Origin of the sequence: Sphaerotilus montanus (assembly GCF_013410775.1) — a bacterium.
GTDB classification, from domain to species: domain Bacteria; phylum Pseudomonadota; class Gammaproteobacteria; order Burkholderiales; family Burkholderiaceae_C; genus Sphaerotilus; species Sphaerotilus montanus.
In genome coordinates this window covers 1535501-1555708 of record NZ_JACCFH010000001.1, presented here as the reverse complement: position 1 = coordinate 1555708, position 20208 = coordinate 1535501, and the positions used below count along the sequence as shown (strand labels likewise).

Below are 20208 nucleotides of genomic sequence, written 5' to 3'. Positions count from 1 at the left end.
GTCACGACACTCTCGAACCAAGTTCCCGCCATGTTGATATCCAAGCTGAAGCTCAAGAACTGGCGCAATTTCAAATCGGTGAATGTCGATCTGCGCGAGCGTGTGATCGTCATCGGACCGAATGCGTCAGGCAAGTCGAATCTGCTGGACGTGTTCCGTTTTCTGCGTGATGTTGCCAAGCCCGCTGGGGGTGGATTGCAGAGGGCAGTCGAGTCAAGGGGCGGGCTGTCCAAGTTGCGCTGTCTGCTGGCGCGACGCGATCCGGAAATATCCATCGAAGTCGAGCTGGCCGAGCGCCTTGATGAGCCTGCGATCTGGCGTTACCGGCTGGCTTTCAAGAGCGAAGGCAAAGGGCTGCAGCGCGTGGTGGTGAGCCAGGAGCATGTTGAAAATTTGCGCACCCAGACCGTGCTGCTGAACCGTCCGGATGCTTCCGACAAGGCCGACAAGGAGCGCTTGACCGAAACCAGCCTGGAGCAGGTCAACGCCAACAAGGACTTCCGCGAGATCGCGCAGTTCTTCAGTTCGCTGACCTACCTGCACCTGGTGCCGCAGTTGCTCCGCCACAAGGAGCTTGGCAGCGCGATGCAACTGGAGGGCGATCCCTTCGGGCAATCGTTTCTGGAGCACATCGCCAAGACACCTGACCGTACCCGCAATGCGCGTCTGAAGAAGATCGAATCGGCACTGAAAGCCTGCGTGCCCAACATGCGCGACCTGAAGTTCCAGCGTGATGAAACTACCGGAACGCCGCACCTCGAAGCCCTGTACGAACACTGGCGTCCGGATGCCGGCTGGCAGCGCGAAGACCAGTTCTCCGACGGTACGCTGCGGCTGCTGGGGATCATGTGGAGTCTGCTGGATGGTGACTCGCTGCTGTTGCTGGAAGAGCCGGAGCTGTCGCTGAACGAATCGATCGTTCGACAGATTCCGCCGCTGTTGTGGCAGATGCAGCGCAAGGCCAAGCACCGGCGGCAGGTGTTCGTGACCACGCACAGTGAGGCGCTGCTGGAGCATTCCAGCATTGATCCCCGCGACATCCTGCGGCTGGTCCCAACGGACGATGGCACGAAGGTCGAACTGTTCTCGGCGCAGGAAATCGATCTGGTCAACAGCGGCTACACCGTCGCCCAACTGGTCGGCACCCCGGTTCGTCCGGCCTCGCTCGACCAACTGTCGATCTTCTGAACATGTCGCTGCCGCCCCAACTGCTCATCGTGGCAGAGGATGTGCTGAGCCTCGAAGTCCTGAAAAAGGTATTGATCGCCACGGGACGCGCGCACGACATCTTCCGTGAAGTGAATGAACGCGGCTTCGGCAACATCCGCAAGGGCATTCCGAAGTACCTCGGCGCCAGCCGGGGTATGCGCCACGTCGTGCTGACTGACTTGGACCAAGCACCGTGCGCACCCAGTTTGCGGCGGGATTGGGGTGTCGCCGAGGTGCCCGAGGGCTTGCAGTTCCGGGTGGCTGTTCGTGAAACCGAGGCTTGGCTGCTGGCGGACCGGGCGGGATTTGCCCAGTTCGCCAAAGTCGATGTGAAGAAGGTGCCTGCGGAGCCAGAGCGGCTGCCTGATCCCAAGCAGGCACTGGTGAATCTGGTTCGAGGCAGCCGGAGCAAGCGATTGGTTGCCGAGATCGTTCCGCCACAAGGTGGTTCCCGTGTCTCGATGGGGCCGCTGTACAACGAGCGGCTGTCCGAATTTGTGCGCGAGCACTGGGATGTGTCCGTGGCCTCCGAGGTGGCGCCGAGCTTGCTCCGAACCGTGGAACGTCTGCGGAGTTTCTTGTGACGGCAGGGAATGCGTCGGGTTGTCAGGCCTGCTCGGTGAGGTGCACGAAGTCCCACCCGTGGCGCGGATTCGCCACGGCGTTGCGCTCGGCGCTTTCATGCCGCTTGAGCGCGATATAGAGATCGACCAGCGCATCGCCGAGCACCTCGCGCAGCGCGGCGCTGGTGTCCAGCGCGTCCAGCGCCGCACCGAGCGAGCGCGGCAGGGCGGGGGCTTCAGGCAGTGGCTCGTCGGCGCGTTCCATGCCGAGCAGGCCGAGGCCGAGCGTGGCGGCCACCGTCAAGTAGGGGTTGGCGTCGCCGCCGGGCAGGCGGTTCTCGACCCGCCGGTTTGCCGGGCTGGCCGGCGGCAGCCGGAAGGCCACGCTGCGGTCATCGCCACCCCAGCCGGCGGTGGTCGGCGAGGCATCGCCGCGGTTCATGCGGTCGAAGGTGTGGTCGTAGGGGGCGAACAGCGCCAGCGCACCCGCGGCGTCGTGCTGCAGTCCGGCGATGAAGTGCGCCAGCCGCGGCGAGGCTTGGCCGTCGGGCTGGCTGAAGACGTTGCGGCCGCTGGTGGTGTCCTGCAGGCTGAAATGCCAGTGCATGCCGGTGCCGGGCTGGTCGAGGAAGGGCTTGGCGAGGAAGGTCGCCAGAAACCCCTGCCGCACCGCCGTCTCGCGCGCCAGCCGCTTGAAGCGCCACACCGCGTCGGCCATTGCCAGCGGCTCGCCGGGCGCGAAGTTGACCTCGTACTGGCCGGGCGCCGACTCGTGCGCGTGGCCCGTGACCGGCAGGCGCTGCACCGCGCAGGCGTCGAACAGCGCGTCGAAGTAGGGCGCGAACTGCGCGGTCCGCTCCAGCGAGGCGATCTCCAGCGCGTGCTCGCGGGCGCCCGATCCGCCCGGCACGGCCGCCGGACGCAGCCCGCCCTCGGTGGTGCGCTCGACGAGGAAGAACTCCAGCTCCGGCGCCACTGTCGCGCGCAGCCCCGCGTCCGCCAGCCGCTGCAGCACCTGGCGCAGCGCGGCACGGGGCGAGAAGCGGCGCGCATCCGGCAGCAAGCCGGTCGGCTCGCAGACCACGCTCACGCGGTCCGTGCGACCGGGCACGGGCACGGCGGTGGACAGGTCCGGCTCCAGATGCAGATCGCCATAGGCCGCGGGCAGCAGCGGGCCGAACACGGTCTCCGGCTCACCGCCCGTCAGCGTCACGCCGAAGACCACCGACGGCAGCTTGCAGCCGCGCATCGCGTCGAACTCGGCGCGCCCGACGATCTTGCCGCGGGCGATCGACGAGAAATCGGCCACCGCGCACTCGACCGTGCGGACCGTGTCGGGCAGTCCGCTCATGGCCGCACCACGCCCAGAATGTCCGCCCCCAGCGCTTCGGCGACCTCGATCCCGTCCACGCCCGCCGACATGATCCCGCCCGCGTAGCCCGCGCCTTCACCCGCCGGGAACAGGCCGCGCACGTTCAGGCTCTGGTAGTCGCGGCCCCGCGTGATGCGCAGCGGCGACGAGGTGCGCGTCTCCACGCCGGTCAGCACGGCGTCGGCCATCGAGAACCCCTTGATCTGCTTCTCGAACGCCGGCAGCGCCTCGCGGATCGCGTCGAGCGCGTAGACGGGCAGCGAGCCGTTGTCCTTCTGCGCCAGGTCGGTCATCAGCACGCCCGGCTTGTACGACGGCTCCACGTTGCCCAGCACGCGGCTGCGCTGGCGCTTGATGAAGTCGCCGACGAGTTGCCCCGGCGCCTGGTAACCGCCTTCGCCGAGTTCGAAGGCGCGCGATTCCCAGATACGCTGGAACGCCATGCCGTCCAGCGGGTTCACCGGCCCGGTGCCGCCCGGGTCGCGGCGGTAGTCCTCGGGCGAGATGCCGACGACGATGCCCGCGTTGGCGTTGCGCTCGTTGCGCGAGTACTGGCTCATGCCGTTGGTGACGACCCGGTTCTCCTCCGAGGTCGCGGCCACCACCGTGCCGCCCGGGCACATGCAGAAGCTGTAGACCGCGCGGCCGTTCCTGGCGTGGTGGACCAGCTTGTAGTCGGCCGCGCCGAGGATCGGGTTGCCGGCGTTCGGGCCGAAGCGGGCGCGGTCGATCACGCTCTGCGGGTGCTCGATGCGGTAGCCGATCGAGAACGGCTTGGCCTCCATGTAGACGCCGCGCTCGTGCAGCATCGTGAAGGTGTCGCGCGCGCTGTGGCCGAGCGCCAGCACGACGTGGTCGGCGCGGATCTCCTCGCCCGAGGCCAGCGTCACGCCGCGGATGTGCCCGTCCTCGATGCGCACGTCGCTCACCCGCTGCTCGAAGCGCACCTCGCCGCCCAGCGCGATGATCTCGGCGCGGATCTTCTCGACCATGCCGACGAGCCGGAAGGTGCCGATGTGCGGCTTGCTGACGTAGAGGATTTCCTCGGGCGCACCGGACTTGACGAACTCGGTCAGCACCTTGCGCGTCAGGTGGCGCGGGTCGCTGATCTGGCTCCAGAGCTTGCCGTCGGAGAAGGTGCCGGCGCCGCCCTCGCCGAACTGCACGTTCGATTCCGGGTTCAGCTCGCGCTGGCGCCACAGTCCCCAGGTGTCCTTGGTGCGCTGGCGGACTTCCTTGCCGCGCTCCAGCACGATCGGTTTCAGCCCCATCTGCGCCAGGATCAGCGCCGCGAAGATCCCGCATGGCCCGAAGCCGATCACCAGCGGACGCCGACGCTCGTCGCTGGTGGCGAAGTCGGCGGGCGCGTGGCCGACGAAGCGGTAGCCCGTGTCGGGCGAGGGGCGCACATGCGGATCGCCTTCGAACTGCGCCAGCAGGGCGGCTTCAACGCCGTCCCGCAAGGTGCAGTCGACGGTGTAGATCAGCACGATGGCGGTCTTCTTGCGCGCGTCGTAGGCGCGCTTGAAGACGGTGAAGGCGACGAGGTCGGCGTCGTCGTCGAGACCCAGGCGGGCGCGGATGGCCGGACGCAGGGCGTCCTCGGCGTGGGCCAGGGGCAGGCGGAGTTCGGTGATGCGCAGCATGGCGGGATTGTCGCCGCGCCGCGCGGCCCAGGCAGCCGGTCTGCACTGTCCGACTGATCACGCCTCCAGTGGCGACACCCGCGCGACACCGCGGGAATGTCCGGATCCCGCCCACTGCGCGATCGGGGCGGGCTTGCCGAACAGGTAGCCCTGGAAGGTCTCGCAGCCGCGGGTCAGCAGGAAGTCGCGCTGTGCCAGCGTCTCGACGCCCTCGGCCACGACCCGCAGGCCGAGCGAGTGGCTCATCGCGAGGATGGCCTGCACGATGGCGGCGTCGTTGCTGTCGTCCACGAGGTCGCGCACGAAGGAGCGGTCGATCTTGACCTCGTCCAGCGGCAGCCGCTTCAGGCAGGACAGCGAGGAGTAGCCGGTGCCGAAATCGTCGAGCGAGAACTTCACGCCGACCACGTTCAGCTGCTCCATCCGGTCGATCACCTCGTCGACGCGGTCGATGACGATGCTCTCGGTCAGCTCCAGCATCAGCCGCGCCGGGTTGGCGCCGCTGGCGGCCAGGCTGCGCCGCACACGCTCGACGAAGTCGGACTGGTGGAACTGGCGCGCGCTGACGTTGACCGAGATCTGCAGGTTCTGCCGTGCCGGATCCGTCGCCCACTGCGCGAGCTGTGCGCAGGCCGTGTCGAGCACCCACTGGCCGATCTCGATGATCAGGCCGGTTTCCTCGGCCAGCGGGATGAAGCGGTCCGGCGGCACCATGCCGCGCACCGGATCGCTCCAGCGGATCAGCGCCTCGGCGCCGGTGTGCCAGCCCGTGGCATCGACCTGGGGCTGGTAGTGGAGCTGGAACTGCCCGAGGACGAGGGCCTGGCGCAGGGCGTTTTCCATGGCGATGCGGGCGTCGATCGCGGCCTGCATCGCCGGGTTGAAGAAGCGGATGGCGTTGCGGCCGGCGTCCTTGGCCTGGTAGAGCGCCACATCGGCCTGCTTCATCAGCACGTCGAGCGGCGTGCTCCGGCCGTAGAGCAGCGTCATGCCGATGCTGGGGCTGCTGCGGTGGTCGTCGTTGGCCTCGTTCAGGGCGTAGGGCTGGTTCAGGATGGCGTGGATCTTCTCGGCGATCTGCTCCGCCTGTCTGGCGGCGGTCGGCTCGTCGGGGTCGAGGCCGTCGAGCATCAGCGCGAATTCGTCGCCACCCAGGCGGGCCACCGTGTCGGCATCGCGCACGGCCAGGGCGAGCCGCCGGGCCACCTCCACCAGCAGCCGGTCGCCGACGTCGTGGCCCTGGGTGTCGTTGAGCTTCTTGAAGTGGTCCAGGTCGAGCAGCACCAGGGCGCTGTGCGTCTGGTTGCGCTCGGTGGCCGCCAGGGTGTGGCCCAGACGGTCGAGGAACATGCGGCGGTTCGGCAGGCCGGTCAGCGCATCGTAGTAGGCCAGTTGCCGGATCTCGGTTTCCGAGGCCTTGCGTTCGGTGATGTCGCGCATCGAGATCCGCTGGCCCAGGTGGCGGCCGTCGGGACCGTGCACCGGCCGGCTGACATGGCTGACCCAGCGCTGGCTGCCGTTGCGGTGGACGATGCGCAGGTCCAGCGGCCGTGCTGTGGACGGTGTCGCTTCGGGTGCGCCCACCGCCTGGACTTGCTGGCGCCACAGCGTCCGGTCGTCGGGATGGACCAGCGTGGCGATCAGGTCCGGCTGCCGCTCGAAGGCTTCGGCGCGGTAGCCGGTGAACTGCTCGACCGACGGCGTCATGTAGTGGACACTGCCGTCGGGCCGGAGCCAGTATTCCCAGTCGGTCGCCCCGTCCACCATGGTGTGGAACTTGGCTTCGCTCTCGCGGAGCTCGTGCTCGGTCTGTGCGCGGCGGCGCGAGGTGCGGCTGAGTGCACCGATGCCGGCCAGGACGAACGCGATGCTGAGCAGGCTCATGCTGGCGATCAGGGTGACCGAGCGCTTCCAGCTGGCGAGAAAGATGGTGTCCGGCACGACCAGCGAGACCACCAGCGGATAGCGCGTCGCCTTGCGCACAGCGGTCAGACGCAACCCGCTGAGGCCGGACGAGAAGCGTGGCGTGTCGGCGAGGACCACGGCGTCTTGCTGACCCTGCTCGTTGATGATGCGGTGGGCGGTCCCCGAGTGGTTGACGCGACCAATCAGGTCATCCTGGTGCGGTGCCCGTGCCAGCATGGTCAGGTCACCCCGGTAGAGCGAGATGGAGGCGCCGTCGCCCAGCGTCTCGATCAGCCGCCCGTAGACGCCGGTGAAGGCGTCGACCGACAGACCCACCAGCACGAGGCCCAGGAAGCGGCCCTGCGCGTCGTCCAGCCGGCGGCTGACGTAGAACGTCCACTTGCCGTTGCCCTTGTTGCGCACGGCGGTGCTGATGTGGTCGCCGAGATGGGGCTGGTCGCGGTGGGCCTTGAAATAGTCGCGCTCGGCCAGATTGATCCGCGGCACCGGATGGGCGCGGCTGAAATTGATGTTGTCGCCGTTGGCTGCGACGATGGACGCCACGTCCAGTTGCGACAGCCCCTGGATCTTGTCGCGCAGCAACTGGTGCATCTCGACCGTGGACAGTCTCTGCCGGAATGCGGCTTCGTCCTGCACGTCCATCTGCCGGACCTGCTCGGTGATCGCATCCAGCACCAGAAAGGCCGAGAACACGGTCTGGGCGGTGTGCTCGGTGAGCATGTAGGACATGCTTCCGAGGTGGTGGCGCCAGTCCTGGATTTCCTTGTCGCGCAGGGCCACCGCTGTCACCAGCGCCCCGACTGTGATGGCGATGACCAGCAAGGCCCCATAGAGACGGACGATCGTGCTGGTGTCGGAGGTGGCCTTCGGGCGGTTGCTGTGCATGCTCATTCGACGGTGATGGGTCCCATGCCCCCTGGCTGGTGCTCGCGTGCGGCGCCCATCTTGCGCAGACGGGCAGGCTACAGGCGTTGATGGCCCTCGAATCCACGGTGAAATGGCAAAAATGCATGCAATCCTGCACCGACAATGCCGGGTTTGCGATGCATTCGCCCATCAGCCCATCCACCCACCGATGTCCTCTCTTTCCCTGCAAGCCGCCATCGTCGATCTCGACGGCACCATGGTCGACACCCTCGGCGACTTCGTCGCCGTGCTGCGCCTGACGCTGACCGAACTTGGCCTGCCGGTGGTCGACCGCGCCTTCGTCGAACACACCGTCGGCAAGGGCAGCGAGCACCTGATCCGCACGACGCTGGCCCATGTCGGTGGCGACGCCGCGCTGTACGACGCCGCGTGGTCGGCCTACCAGCGGCACTACCTCGCGCTCAACGGTCAGTACGCGGATGTCTACCCCGGCGTGGTCGAGGGCTTGCAGCGCCTGCGCGACGCGGGGTTGCGGCTGGCCTGCCTGACGAACAAGCCGGTGGCGTTCGCCCGGCCGCTGCTGGCGAGCAAGGGGCTGGACGGCTTCTTCGAGGTGGTGTTCGGCGGAGACAGCTTCGCGCGCAAGAAGCCCGATCCGCTGCCGCTCCTGGAGACCTGCAAGGCGCTGGGCACCCCGCCGGCGCAGACGCTGATGATCGGCGACTCCAGCAACGACGCAGAGGCGGCGCGGGCGGCGGGTTGCCCGGTCGTCCTGGTGACCTATGGCTACAACCACGGCGAGCCGATCCGGGCGGTGCCGGCGCTGGCCCATGTGGACCGCCTGGATCAGGTGCAGTGGCCGAGGTCCGGCGTGTTCAGCGGCTAGCCCACCACTGCGGCAGCGCCAGCGACAGCGCCGGTATCGCCGACAGCAGCAGCGTCCCCAGCAGGATCGCCCCCACGGCCGGCACCACGGCGCGTGCCACCTCGCGCATCGGCCGTCCGAACATGGCCGAGGCGAAATAGAGGTTCATCCCGGCCGGCGGGCACAGGAACCCCATCTCCATCGCGGCCAGGAAGATCACGCCGAAATGCACCGGGTCGATGCCATACGACTGCGCCACCGGCAGCAGCAGCGGCACCAGCACCACCAGCGCCGCGAAGATCTCCATCAGCGCCCCTGCCAGCAGCAGGAACAGGCTGAGCACCAGCAGGAACAGGTAGCGGTTGGGGATGACCTGCTGCACCCACTCGGTGGCGGCGTCGGGGATGCCGGCGTCGATCAGGTAGTTGGTCAGCCCCAGCGCCATGCCCAGGATCAGCATCACTCCGCCGATGACCTGCACGCTCAGGGCCAGCGCCGCGCCCAGACCGCGCACCGAGAGTTCCCGGTGCGCGAGGGACTGGGTCAGCAGCGCGTAGGCGGCGGTCAGGGCGGCGCTCTCGGTCGGCGTGGCCAGGCCGCTGACCAGCGAGCCGACGGCCACCACGGGCGCCAGCAGTTCCCACTTGGCCCGCCACAGTGCCGCACCCAGGGCGGGGCGCGGGGCGGCGTCCGGCGGCGGGGCGGTCTTGTTCGCGCCGGCACGCAGGAAACCACCGAACACCAGCAGGCAGGCCACCATCACCACCGCTGGCACCAGCCCGGCCAGGAACATCGTGTTGATGGGCACGCGGGCGATGATGGCGTACAGGATCAGCGGCACCGACGGCGCCAGCAGCACGCCCAGGGCGCTGGCGCTGGTGACCAGCCCGATGCCCCGGCGCTCCGGGTAGCCGGTCTTGTTCAGCAGTGGCAGCAGCAGCCCGCCGAGCGCCAGGATGGTGACGCCGCTGCCGCCCGTGACGGCGGTGAAGCCCGAGCACATCACCGCCGCGGCGATCACCGTGCCCCGCACACCCGGCCCGAACAGCGCGACGAACACCTGCCCCAGCCGCCCGGCCGCGCCCGTGCGCGCCAGGATCAGCCCGGCCAGCGTGAACAGTGGCAGCGCGGGCAGCGACGGGTTGACGGTGATCTGGTAGTGCGACAGCGGCACCGAGGCCAGCGGCTGCCCCTCGTGTGCGAACAGCGCCAGCGCCAGTCCGCCCAGCACCGTGAAGATCGGCGCCCCGCCCAGCAGCGCCAGCACCAGCCACACGACCACCACCGGCAAGGGCAGCGGCAGCTCGCCGTCCAGACGCCCCGAGACCGCGGCGCCCACCAGCGGCAGCACGACCGCGGCGACCCAGGCCAGTGCCCGGTGTCCGCTGGCCATCCCCGCCCGCCGGCCCAGACGCAGGCCCAGCCACGCGAACCCGAGCGGCAGCACCGCCTGGAACGCCCAGACCGGCATGCCGTAGGCGAGTGCATGGCCGGCGGAGCGCTCGCTCTCCACGAGTTGCGCGCTCGCATAGGCCAGCACACCGCACAACAGCGCCGCGCTGGCGGAGGCGAGCCCGCCACGCCAGCCGGTGGTGGGGGCGTTGCCGGCCAGCGTGGTGAGGTGGCCGGTGCGCTCGGCCGCGACGGCGCCGAACATGGCGAGCACCAGTCCGAGGTGCTGCACCAGCACGGGCGCGTTCGAGATGCCGTGGCCCAGCAGCGGGCGCGCCGCCATCTCGACCAGCGGGATGAGCAGCATCAGCACCAGCGCGCCGCCAGCGACCACGCTGTCGATCGGCCAACGCCGGCGCGTGGCGGCCGCGTTCTCCGACGCGGTGAGGGTCGACACCGTGCTCACGGGCGGGTCGGGTTGGCGCGGTAGGCCTTGAGGTGGGCCATCACCTCGTCGAAGGTGTCGGCCGGCACCATGGTGCCGCGGATGCGCGGGTAGAGCTTGTCCGCCAGCGCCTGCCATTCCTTCATCTGCTCGGCGGTGGGGCGGTGGATGGTCAGCCCGCGCTTGGCCATCGCCGCGGCGGCGTCCACCACTTCCTGGCGGGCCTGCACCCGCAGCGCGGCACCGGCCTTCTCGCCCGCGGCGCGCATCGCAGCCTGCTGGGCGGGTGCCATGTCGTCCCAGGCTTTCGCGGTGAACACCAGCGCGCCGACGATGGGCGCCCAGTTGATCTCCAGCATGTGGCGAGCGGTGTCGTAGACCTGGCTGGCCAGCGCGAAGTAGGGCGTCGAGGGCACGACGTCGATCATGCCGGTCTGGATCGCGGGCAGGATGTCGCTGGTTTCCAGGGGCACCGGGGTGTAGCCCAGGCTTTTCATGATGGCCTGCTGCTCCGGCTCGGCGCCCCAGGCGAAGAACTTCATGCGCTTGTAGTCGTCCGGGCGGATCGCCGCCTCCCGCGAGAAGAAGCGCACCCAGCCCGCGTCCCCCCACGCCAGCACGACGAAGCCCTTGTCGAGGAAGCGCTTTTCCATCGCCGGGCGCATCTTCTCGCGCACGTAGTCGACCTCGGCCCAGTCGCGGAACAGCAGCGGCATGTTCTGCAACGCGGCGATCGACGGCTCGATCTCGCGCAGCCCGACCACGCTCAGCAGCGCGCCCTGCAACTGCCCGATGCGCATGCGGCGGGCCATCTCGGCCTCGCCGCCTTGGCTGCCGTCGGCGTAGACGAGGGCCTTGGCGCCGTCGCCCTGGCCGGTGCGCCACAGTTCGGCGAGTTCGACCAGCTGGCGGTGGTAGAGCGAATTCTTGGGCGCCACGGTGCCCAGCCGCAGCGAACGGGGAGCGGCGTGCAGCGTCGGCGTGGCGAACAGGCCCGCCAGCGCCAGGGGCGTCAGCAGGCAGTGGCGGCGCAGTCTCGAATCAGGGGTCATCTTGTGCAGGCAGGTGGCAGAGCGTCAGTCGTCGGTCGTCAGGGCAGGGTGGTCAGAACAGGTCGTCGATCTGGTCGAGCAGCCACTGCGCACGGCGCCGCGCCGCGTCATTGGCGAGCGAGGGATGCCGGGTGCTGATGGCCAGCACCTCGTCGAGCAGCGCCGCGAAGGCCGCCTTGTCGCCCGCCGGCTGGGCCCAGCCTTCCGCCTTGGCGAGCGGCGCACCGGCCTCGCGACCCTTCCCGAGCTGCAGTGCCTGGTCGAAGAAGACCAGGGCGCGGGTGGGTGAGCCACCGGGACGGGCCGCTTCCAGCGTGCCCATCAAGCTGGCGAGCGCGCCATCGCCGTATTCGGGAGCGGTGGCATAGGCCCGTTCAGCCAGCCGGATGCTCAGCGGCAGGTCGGCGACAACTTCCGGGTCGTCCTTGGACAGCGAGATCTGACCCGCCCAGGCGGCAGCGCCCCAGTACGCCAGCCCGACCTGGTCTGGACGCAGCGACGGCCAGCGGGCCGGGTCCGGCTGGGACAACGCGGCCATGAAACCGGGCTGATCGGCCTCCAGCGCCGCGCGGGCGTGCTGCCAGGCGCTGGCGTAGAGGCGCGCCGCACGCTGGCGCAGCGACTGGGCGGTGCGGGCGTCGGTGGCGTCGAGCCGGTCGGCTTCGAAGGACACGAACGCATAGGCATACCGGGTGTAGCCGCTGGCGACGGATTCGGCGAGCGCTGGCGATCCCAGCGTCGAACATCCACCCAGCAGCCAGCCGAGCAGCACGGCCATGCACAGGCCGACCATGCGGCTTCGGTTCGGGAACATGGGCTGGAATCTAGGGGTCGCCTGTGAAAGTGGCGTGACGCCCCGGCGCCTCAGCGGGCTTGACGCAGTGCGTGGGGTCGCTGCTACACTGCGCCGCATCATGTTCATCCCGCGCAAACACAGCATCGGCCACGCCGCCGGGTCGCAAGACCGGGGAGCCTGGCCCTGGCGTCGCTGAAGCCGACGCCTGACCCGATCTGCTGATGTCTGTCGCCGCGCGTGTTCCCTGCACCGCGCCGAGTCCCCCGATCAAGATCAACCAGGCCCGCGGCACGCACGCGAGTCCCTGCAGTCGTCACGACAAGACCAACACGCGAGCATGCCGGTGGGCCGTCTGGAGCGCACACCGTGATCACCGAACTCGAATTCAAGAGCCTGGCCGAACAGGGCTACAACCGCATCCCGCTCGTCAGCGAGGCGTTTGCCGACCTGGAGACGCCGCTGTCCCTCTACCTGAAGCTCGCCGGCGGCAAGCCCTACAGCTTCCTGCTGGAGTCCGTCGTCGGCGGCGAGCGCTTCGGGCGCTACTCCTTCATCGGTCTGCCGGCGCGCACCTTCCTGCGCTGCTCGCTCGGCGTCACCGAGGTCGTCACCGACGGCAAGGTGGTCGAGCGCCACGAGGGCAACCCGCTCGACTTCATCGAGGCGTACCAGCAGCGCTTCAAGGTGGCGCTGCGGCCGGGCTTGCCACGCTTCTGCGGCGGGCTGGCCGGCTACTTCGGCTACGACACGGTGCGCTACATCGAGAAGAAGCTCGCCGACACCCGCCTGCCCGGCGGCATCGGCACACCCGAGATCCAGCTCCTGCAGACCGAGGAACTGGCGGTGATCGACAACCTGTCGGGCCGCCTCTACCTGATCGTCTACGCCGACCCGCGCCAGCCCGAGGCCTACTTCACCGCCCAGAAGCGCCTGACCCAGCTCGGCGACCAGCTCCGCTACAGCGTCACCGCGCCGCAGGTGAAACGCGGCCAGTCGCACCCGGTCGAGCGCGAATACGCCAAGGCCGACTTCGAGGCTGCCGTCCTCAAGGCCAAGGAGTTCATCGCGGCCGGCGACTGCATGCAGATCGTCATCGGCCAGCGCCTGAAGAAGCGCTACACCGAGAACCCGCTGTCGCTCTACCGCGCGCTGCGGTCGCTCAACCCGTCGCCGTACATGTACTACTACGACATGGGCGGCTTCCAGATCGTCGGTTCGTCGCCCGAGATCCTGGTGCGTCAGGAAGCGCGCACGGTGGACGGCAAGCCCGAGAAGATCGTCACCATCCGCCCGATCGCCGGCACCAAGCCACGTGGTGCCACGCCCGACCAGGACGCCCAGCACGAGGTCGACCTGCTCGCCGACCCGAAGGAGCGCGCCGAGCACCTGATGCTGATCGACCTGGCGCGCAACGACATCGGCCGCATCGCCAAGACCGGCACCGTCAAGGTCACCGAGGCCTTCGGCATCGAGCGCTACTCGCACGTCATGCACATCGTCAGCAACGTCGAGGGCGTGCTGAAGGACGGCATGAGCAGCCTGGACGTGCTGCGCGCTAGCTTTCCGGCGGGCACGCTGAGCGGCGCGCCCAAGATCCACGCGATGGAGATCATCGACCAGCTGGAGATCAGCGAGCGCGGCATCTACGGCGGCGCCTGCGGCTACCTGAGCTTCGCGGGGGACATGGACGTGGCGATCGCCATCCGCACGGGGGTGGTCAAGGACCAGACGCTCTATGTGCAGGCGGGGGCCGGCATCGTCGCCGACTCGGTGCCCGAGATGGAGTGGAAGGAGACCGAGGTGAAGATGCGCGCGGTGATCCGCGCGGCCGAGCTGGTCGAAGAAGGCTTCTGACCCCGCGTCCCGAAGGAGAACGAACATGCTGCTGATGATCGACAACTACGACTCGTTCACGTTCAACCTCGTGCAGTACTTCGCCGAGCTGGGCGAGGACGTGCGGGTCCACCGCAATGACGAAATCACCATCGCCGAGATCGAGGCGATGCAACCCGACCGCCTGGTCCTGTCACCGGGGCCGTGCTCGCCCGCGGAGGCGGGCATCTGCATCGAGGCGATCCGCCACTTCGCTGGCAAGCTGCCCATCCTCGGCGTGTGCCTGGGCCACCAGAGCATCGGTGCGGCCCTCGGCGGGAACATCGTGCGGGCGCAGGTGCAGATGCACGGCAAGCTCGACACCATCACGACCGACCAGCAGGGCGTCTTCGCCGGCCTGCCGCGTCAGTTCGACATCGTGCGCTACCACTCGCTGGCCATCGAGCGCGCCACCTTGCCCGCCGACCTGATCGTCACCGCCACCAGCGCGGACGGCGAGATCATGGGCGTGCGCCACCGCACGCTGGCGATCGAAGGCGTGCAGTTCCACCCCGAATCCATCCTCAGCGAGCACGGCCACGCCATGCTGAAGAATTTCCTGGAGTCCACATGCTGATCACCGACCACGAAGCCCTGGCCCGCGTCATCGACCACCGCGAGATCTTCCACGACGAGATGCTGACGCTGATGCGCCGCATCATGGGCGGCACCATGTCGCCGGTGATGATGTCGGCGCTGCTGGTCGGCCTGCGCGTCAAGAAGGAAACCATCGGCGAGATCACCGCCGCCGCGCAGGTGATGCGCGAGTTCGCGGTCAAGGTCAACGTCACCGACCGCACGCACCTCGTGGACATCGTCGGCACCGGTGGCGATGGCTCGCACACGTTCAACATCTCGACCTGCTCGATGTTCGTCGCCGCTGCCGCGGGCGCACGGGTCAGCAAGCACGGCAACCGCGGCGTCTCCAGCAAGTCCGGCAGCGCCGACGTGCTCGAAGCGCTGGGCGTGCCGATGACGCTGTCGCCGCAGGCGGTGGCGCAGTGCATCGCCGACACCGGCATCGGCTTCATGTTCGCCCCCAACCACCACCCGGCGATGAAAAACGTCGGCCCGGTGCGGCGCGAACTCGGCGTGCGGACCATCTTCAACATCCTCGGCCCGCTGACCAACCCGGCCGAGGCGCCGAACATCCTGATGGGCGTGTTCCACCCCGATCTGGTGGGCATCCAGGTGCGTGCGCTGCAGCGCCTGGGCGCCGAGCACGCGCTGGTCGTCTACGGCCGGGATGGCATGGACGAGGTCTCGCTGGGCGCCGGCACGCTGGTGGGCGAGCTGCGCGACGGCGAGATCCGCGAGTACGAGGTTCACCCCGAGGACTTCGGCCTGACGATGGCCAGCAACCGCTCGCTGAAGGTGGAGACGCCCGCGGAGTCGCGCGCGCTGCTGCAGGCGGTGCTGGACAACGCGCCCGGCCCCGCGCGCGACATCGTGATGCTGAACGCCGGCGTGGCGCTCTATGCCGCCAATGTCGCCTCGACCATGACCGAAGGCATCGAGCTGGCCCGCGAGGTGCTCGCCAATGGCCAGGCCGCCGCACGCCTCCAGCAGTTCGTCACCCGTTCCCAGGAACTCGCCGCAGCATGAGCCGACCCCTTCCCCCCGGTGTCCCCGACATCCTCGCCCGCATCGTCGTCACCAAGCACGAGGAGGTGGCCGCGGCCCGTGCGCGGCGCTCGCTGTCCTCCCTGCGCGAGGAGGCGGAGAGCCGCACCGACGTGCGCGATTTCGAGGCCGCGCTGCGCACGAAGATCGCCGCGGCGCAGCCCGCCGTGATCGCCGAGATCAAGAAGGCCAGTCCGAGCAAGGGCGTGATCCGCCCGGACTTCCATCCCGCCGAGATCGCGCAGACCTACGAGCGCCATGGCGCCGCGTGCCTGAGCGTGCTGACGGACGTGCAGTACTTCCAGGGCGCGGTCGAGTACCTGCTGGAGGCGCGGGCCGCGTGCGCGCTGCCGGTGCTGCGCAAGGACTTCATGGTCGACGAGTACCAGGTCCACGAAGCGCGCGCGATGGGTGCGGACTGCATCCTGCTGATCGCGGCGTGTCTGGACGATGCGCAGATGGCCGATCTGGAGGCGGTGGCGCTGGCGCACCGGATGAGCGTGCTGGTCGAGGTCCACGACGGCGAGGAACTGCAGCGGGCGCTGCGGCTGAAGACGTCGCTGGTCGGCATCAACAACCGCGACCTGCGCACCTTCGACGTGACGCTGGATACCACGCTGGGGCTGCTGGACGCGGTGCCGGCGGACCGGCTGCTGGTGACCGAGTCCGGCATCCTCGGGCCGCAGGACGTGGCGCAGATGCGGGCAGCGGATGTGCATGCCTTCCTCGTCGGTGAGGCGTTCATGCGCGCCGCCGATCCGGGTGTGGCGCTGGCGGCGCTGTTCCGCTGATGGTCGACAACCGCTTGACGCGCCCGCTGGCCGAGGCGCTGTCGGACGTGGCGCCGGGCTGGGACGATCTGGTCGCGGCGTTTGTGGCCAGTCCGCGCGGCGCGGCGCTGTGCCGTACGATCGACGCCCGGGTGGCGGCCGGGGCCGAGGTCTACCCGGCGCGGCCGCTGCGGGCGCTGGAGACGCTGACGCCGCAGCAGGTGCGGGTGGTGGTCCTGGGCCAGGATCCGTACCACGGGCCGGGCGAGGCCGAGGGGCTGGCGTTCTCGGTCGCCGACGGGGTGAAGATCCCGCCGAGCCTGCGCAACATCCGGCAGGAGCTGGTGGCGGACCTCGGGCTGGCCTTGCCGGTGTCCGGGAGCCTGCGGGCGTGGGCGGGGCAGGGCGTGCTGCTGCTCAACACCAGCCTCACTGTCGAGCGCGACCAGCCGGCCAGCCACGCCAAACTGGGCTGGGAGGCGCTGACCGATGCGCTGATCGACCGGGTCGCCGCGCAGCCGCATCCGAAGGTGTTCCTGCTGTGGGGCGCCCATGCGCAGGCCAAGGGGCCGCGCATCGAGCAGGCCGGGGGCGCGAACCGGATCCTTGTATCGAACCACCCGTCGCCGCTGGCAGCACGCCGTCCACCGGTGCCGTTTGTCGGCAGCCGCCCATTCAGCACGGCGAACGCCTGGCTGGCCGCTCAAGGCAGTGCACCGATCGACTGGCGGCTGGACGGGTCGGATTGAGGTCTGAACCGACCCGTTCAACAGGCACCAAAGAAAAAACCGCAGAAAGTGCTTGCAGCAAAAAAATAGCTTTGTTAAAGTCTATGGCTCGCCCAGGAGGGGTGGCCGAGTGGTTAAAGGCAGCAGACTGTAAATCTGCCCGCGAAAGCGTACGCTGGTTCGAATCCAGCCTCCTCCACCAGCGAACAGCATGGAAGCGACAGAGTGGTTTGCTGCAAAGCAATAAAGTCTGTGGGCTTGATCGGGCGGGAGTAGTTTAATGGTAGAACCTTAGCCTTCCAAGCTAATGACACGGGTTCGATTCCCGTTTCCCGCTCCAGTGTCTTGCAGTGTCGTCAGGTTAAAAGCCTGAAATTGTTGTGGTGTTGACTGTGTCGATACCGGTCTGTGCGTCTGATTCATGCGCCCAGACCCGTGTCGATGCCCATGTGGCTCAGTGGTAGAGCACTCCCTTGGTAAGGGAGAGGTCACGCGTTCGATCCGCGTCATGGGCACCACTTTCATGCATCGTCTGTCCAATCCGTTGTAGTGAACGCCCTCGGGAGCGCGAGATCATGTCAAAGGAAAAGTTTGTCCGTAGCAAGCCGCACGTCAACGTCGGCACCATCGGTCACGTGGACCACGGCAAGACGACGCTGACCGCAGCGATCACGACCGTGCTGTCGAAGAAGTTTGGCGGCACCGCCAAGGCGTATGACCAGATCGACGCGGCACCGGAAGAAAAGGCCCGCGGCATCACCATCAACACCGCGCACGTCGAGTACGAGACGGAGAACCGTCACTACGCGCACGTCGACTGCCCGGGACACGCCGACTACGTCAAGAACATGATCACCGGCGCCGCCCAGATGGACGGCGCGATCCTGGTGTGCTCGGCCGCTGACGGCCCGATGCCCCAGACCCGCGAGCACATCCTGCTGTCGCGTCAGGTGGGCGTGCCCTACATCATCGTCTTCCTGAACAAGGCCGACATGGTGGACGACGAGGAGCTGCTGGAACTGGTCGAAATGGAAGTGCGCGAGCTGCTGTCCAAGTACGACTTCCCCGGCGACGACACCCCGATCATCAAGGGCTCGGCCAAGCTGGCCCTCGAAGGCGACACCGGCCCGCTGGGCGAGCAAGCCATCATGAAGCTGGCGGATGCGCTGGACACCTACATCCCCGAGCCGAAGCGCCTGGTGGACGGTGCCTTCCTGATGCCCGTGGAAGACGTGTTCTCGATCTCGGGTCGCGGCACCGTGGTGACCGGCCGTATCGAACGCGGCATCATCAAGGTCGGCGAGCCGATCGAAGTCGTGGGCCTGAAGGACACGCAGCTGACCACCTGCACCGGCGTGGAAATGTTCCGCAAGCTGCTGGACCAGGGTCAAGCAGGCGACAACGTCGGCATCCTGCTGCGCGGCACCAAGCGCGAAGACGTGCAGCGCGGCCAAGTGCTGTGCAAGCCGGGCTCGATCAAGCCGCACACGGACTTCACGGGCGAGATCTACGTGCTGTCGAAGGACGAAGGCGGCCGCCACACGCCGTTCTTCGCCAACTACCGCCCGCAGTTCTACTTCCGCACGACGGACGTGACCGGCTCGATCTCCCTGCCGGAAGGCAAGGAAATGGTCATGCCGGGCGACAACGTGTCGATCACCGTCAAGCTGATCGCCCCGATCGCCATGGAAGAAGGTCTGCGCTTCGCCATCCGTGAAGGCGGTCGTACCGTCGGCGCCGGCGTCGTCGCCAAGATCATCGCCTGAGTCAAATCAGTTTTACCAGTCAGACCGCAGGGGCATAGCTCAATTGGCAGAGCGTCGGTCTCCAAAACCGAAGGTTGGGGGTTCGATTCCCTCTGCCCCTGCCAAATCCGATCGCTGAAAAGCCATCGAGATTTGTTGCCTGACCGGCAGCCCGCGGGACGTGTCGACGCCCTGGCGGGCTTTCCCGCTTGTGGGGTTCGACGATGGCGCGCAGTGCAATGGCTGCGATACGCCCACCCCGAACGAAGTGAATGTGATGACCGCTCCGCAAGTCGAAACTGTTTCCACCAATGCTGACAAGACCCGGCTGATTGCTGCGGGTCTGCTGCTGCTTGGCGGCTTGGTGGCGTTCTATCTGCTCTCCGCACAGGGGCCCTACGCGCAGTGGGCGGCCTTGCTGCTGCTGCTGGGCGCGGCGGTGGCAGCGTTCTTCGGTTCTGAGCCCGGCAAGGAACTGATCGCCTATGGCCGCGAGTCGGTCAAGGAGTTCTACAAGGTTGTCTGGCCGACCCGCAAGGAAGCCGGGCAGATGACGGGCTACGTCTTCGCCTTCGTCGTGGTCATGGCGCTGTTCCTGTGGATGACCGACAAGACCCTCGAATGGGTCCTGTATGACCTGATCCTCGGCTGGAAGCGTTGATCGCGGGTGTGACGCTGTACAAGCAAGGTTTCAAGATGAGCGATATCCAGTCCACTTCTCCCGCTGCCGTGCCGATGCGCTGGTATGTGGTGCATGCCTATTCGGGCATGGAAAAAGCCGTGGAGCGCAATCTGCGCGAGCGCATTGACCGTTCCGGCATGCAGGCGAAGTTCGGCCGCATCCTGGTTCCGACCGAAGAAGTGGTCGAGATGAAGAACGGCAAGAAGTCGGTCACCGAGCGTCGTTTCTTCCCCGGCTATGTGCTGGTCGAGATGGTGATGGACGACGAGTCCTGGCACCTGGTCAAGAACACGAGCAAGGTCACCGGCTTCGTCGGCGGCGCGAAGAATCGCCCGTCGCCGATCTCGGAAGACGAGGTCATGAAGATCGTGACCCAGATGCAGGAGGGCACCGAAAAGCCCCGTCCGAAGGTGGAATGGGTGGTCGGCGAAGTCGTTCGGGTCAAGGATGGTCCGTTCACCGACTTCAACGGTGCCATCGAAGACGTCAATTACGACAAGAACAAGATGCGGGTGTCCGTCACGATCTTCGGTCGTGCGACCCCAGTGGAACTCGACTTTCACCAGGTCGAGAAAGTCTGACGCTTCACGGCGTCGGACCGGGTGGCGGGTGCATGGTGTGCCCGCATATCTCACATGACGAGGAGCCTGCTCCA

Annotated in this window: 17 protein-coding genes and 4 tRNA genes; 15 read left to right on the top strand and 6 right to left on the bottom strand. The window is 67.8% G+C overall.

The window, feature by feature from the left end; translation table 11 throughout:
• The first annotated feature begins 30 nt into the window (after positions 1 to 30).
• Together BDD16_RS06970 and BDD16_RS06965 are read left to right on the top strand one after the other, a co-directional pair.
• The gene (locus tag BDD16_RS06970; protein WP_179633276.1) at positions 31 to 1188 is read left to right on the top strand and encodes an AAA family ATPase; all 1158 of its coding nucleotides are present in this window, start codon (positions 31 to 33) and stop codon (positions 1186 to 1188) included.
• A 2-nt stretch (positions 1189 to 1190) separates the two neighbouring features.
• A complete protein-coding gene (locus tag BDD16_RS06965; RefSeq protein WP_179633275.1) occupies positions 1191 to 1793 on the top strand; it encodes a DUF4276 family protein in 603 nt (200 codons plus the stop codon).
• A gap of 22 nt (positions 1794 to 1815) precedes the next feature.
• Here the strand turns inward: BDD16_RS06965 and BDD16_RS06960 are convergent, their stop codons facing one another.
• Genes BDD16_RS06960 through BDD16_RS06950 form a run of 3 tightly spaced genes read right to left on the bottom strand, consistent with a single transcriptional unit; the run spans position 1816 to position 7601 of the window.
• The gene (locus BDD16_RS06960) at positions 1816 to 3123 is read right to left on the bottom strand and encodes a glutamine synthetase family protein (protein ID WP_179633274.1); all 1308 of its coding nucleotides are present in this window, start codon (positions 3121 to 3123) and stop codon (positions 1816 to 1818) included.
• Positions 3120 to 4790, bottom strand: coding sequence for an NAD(P)/FAD-dependent oxidoreductase (locus BDD16_RS06955; protein ID WP_179633273.1), 1671 nt, complete (start codon positions 4788 to 4790; stop codon positions 3120 to 3122). Before BDD16_RS06955 ends, BDD16_RS06960 begins: the two co-directional genes overlap by 4 nt.
• Before the next feature lie 57 nt (positions 4791 to 4847).
• Positions 4848 to 7601, bottom strand: coding sequence for a bifunctional diguanylate cyclase/phosphodiesterase (locus tag BDD16_RS06950; RefSeq protein WP_179633272.1), 2754 nt, complete (start codon positions 7599 to 7601; stop codon positions 4848 to 4850).
• A gap of 190 nt (positions 7602 to 7791) precedes the next feature.
• Here BDD16_RS06950 and gph point away from each other — a divergent pair, with 190 nt between their 5' ends.
• Complete coding sequence (gene gph / locus BDD16_RS06945; protein ID WP_179633271.1) at positions 7792 to 8469, top strand: phosphoglycolate phosphatase; 678 nt, start codon at positions 7792 to 7794, stop codon at positions 8467 to 8469.
• Here gph and BDD16_RS06940 read toward each other — a convergent pair.
• From BDD16_RS06940 to BDD16_RS06930, 3 genes are read right to left on the bottom strand one after another with little or no spacing between them, the layout of a single operon-like run.
• Complete coding sequence (locus BDD16_RS06940) at positions 8459 to 10306, bottom strand: TRAP transporter large permease subunit (protein WP_218898206.1); 1848 nt, start codon at positions 10304 to 10306, stop codon at positions 8459 to 8461. The two genes, gph and BDD16_RS06940, sit on opposite strands and share 11 nt — an antisense overlap.
• Positions 10303 to 11337 carry a TRAP transporter substrate-binding protein gene (locus tag BDD16_RS06935; protein WP_179633270.1) on the bottom strand — a complete coding sequence of 345 codons (1035 nt, stop codon included), beginning with the start codon at positions 11335 to 11337 and terminating at the stop codon, positions 10303 to 10305. Before BDD16_RS06935 ends, BDD16_RS06940 begins: the two co-directional genes overlap by 4 nt.
• A 52-nt stretch (positions 11338 to 11389) precedes the next feature.
• Entirely contained in the window at positions 11390 to 12151 is a 762-nt protein-coding gene (locus tag BDD16_RS06930; protein WP_246332482.1) for a TRAP transporter TatT component family protein, read from the bottom strand.
• 348 nt (positions 12152 to 12499) lie between these two features.
• Here BDD16_RS06930 and trpE point away from each other — a divergent pair, with 348 nt between their 5' ends.
• The 12 genes from trpE to nusG all read left to right on the top strand — a co-directional run bounded on the left by trpE (position 12500) and on the right by nusG (position 20134).
• On the top strand, positions 12500 to 13987 hold the full coding sequence (trpE, locus tag BDD16_RS06925) for an anthranilate synthase component I (RefSeq protein ID WP_179633268.1): 1488 nt from the start codon (positions 12500 to 12502) through the stop codon (positions 13985 to 13987).
• A 25-nt stretch (positions 13988 to 14012) separates the two neighbouring features.
• Complete coding sequence (locus BDD16_RS06920) at positions 14013 to 14582, top strand: anthranilate synthase component II (RefSeq protein ID WP_179633267.1); 570 nt, start codon at positions 14013 to 14015, stop codon at positions 14580 to 14582.
• On the top strand, positions 14576 to 15610 hold the full coding sequence (gene trpD, locus BDD16_RS06915) for an anthranilate phosphoribosyltransferase (protein ID WP_179633266.1): 1035 nt from the start codon (positions 14576 to 14578) through the stop codon (positions 15608 to 15610). The genes BDD16_RS06920 and trpD overlap by 7 nt, the downstream gene beginning before the upstream one ends.
• A complete protein-coding gene (gene trpC, locus BDD16_RS06910; RefSeq protein ID WP_179633265.1) occupies positions 15607 to 16419 on the top strand; it encodes an indole-3-glycerol phosphate synthase TrpC in 813 nt (270 codons plus the stop codon). The genes trpD and trpC overlap by 4 nt, the downstream gene beginning before the upstream one ends.
• On the top strand, positions 16419 to 17147 hold the full coding sequence (locus tag BDD16_RS06905; protein ID WP_179633264.1) for a uracil-DNA glycosylase: 729 nt from the start codon (positions 16419 to 16421) through the stop codon (positions 17145 to 17147). The genes trpC and BDD16_RS06905 overlap by 1 nt, the downstream gene beginning before the upstream one ends.
• 95 nt (positions 17148 to 17242) lie before the next feature.
• Positions 17243 to 17328, top strand: a tRNA-Tyr gene (locus tag BDD16_RS06900).
• Positions 17329 to 17392: 64 nt separating this feature from the next.
• Positions 17393 to 17466, top strand: a tRNA-Gly gene (locus tag BDD16_RS06895).
• Positions 17467 to 17569: 103 nt separating this feature from the next.
• Positions 17570 to 17644 (top strand) — tRNA-Thr (locus BDD16_RS06890).
• 57 nt (positions 17645 to 17701) lie between these two features.
• Positions 17702 to 18892, top strand: a complete 1191-nt coding sequence (gene tuf, locus BDD16_RS06885) for an elongation factor Tu (RefSeq protein ID WP_179633263.1) — start codon at positions 17702 to 17704, stop codon at positions 18890 to 18892.
• Between the two features lie 28 nt (positions 18893 to 18920).
• Positions 18921 to 18996: transfer RNA gene (locus tag BDD16_RS06880), tRNA-Trp, on the top strand.
• Between the two features lie 152 nt (positions 18997 to 19148).
• The gene (gene secE, locus BDD16_RS06875; RefSeq protein ID WP_179633262.1) at positions 19149 to 19532 is read left to right on the top strand and encodes a preprotein translocase subunit SecE; all 384 of its coding nucleotides are present in this window, start codon (positions 19149 to 19151) and stop codon (positions 19530 to 19532) included.
• Positions 19533 to 19567: 35 nt separating this feature from the next.
• Positions 19568 to 20134, top strand: a complete 567-nt coding sequence (gene nusG, locus BDD16_RS06870; RefSeq protein ID WP_179633261.1) for a transcription termination/antitermination protein NusG — start codon at positions 19568 to 19570, stop codon at positions 20132 to 20134.
• Positions 20135 to 20208: the final 74 nt, after the last annotated feature.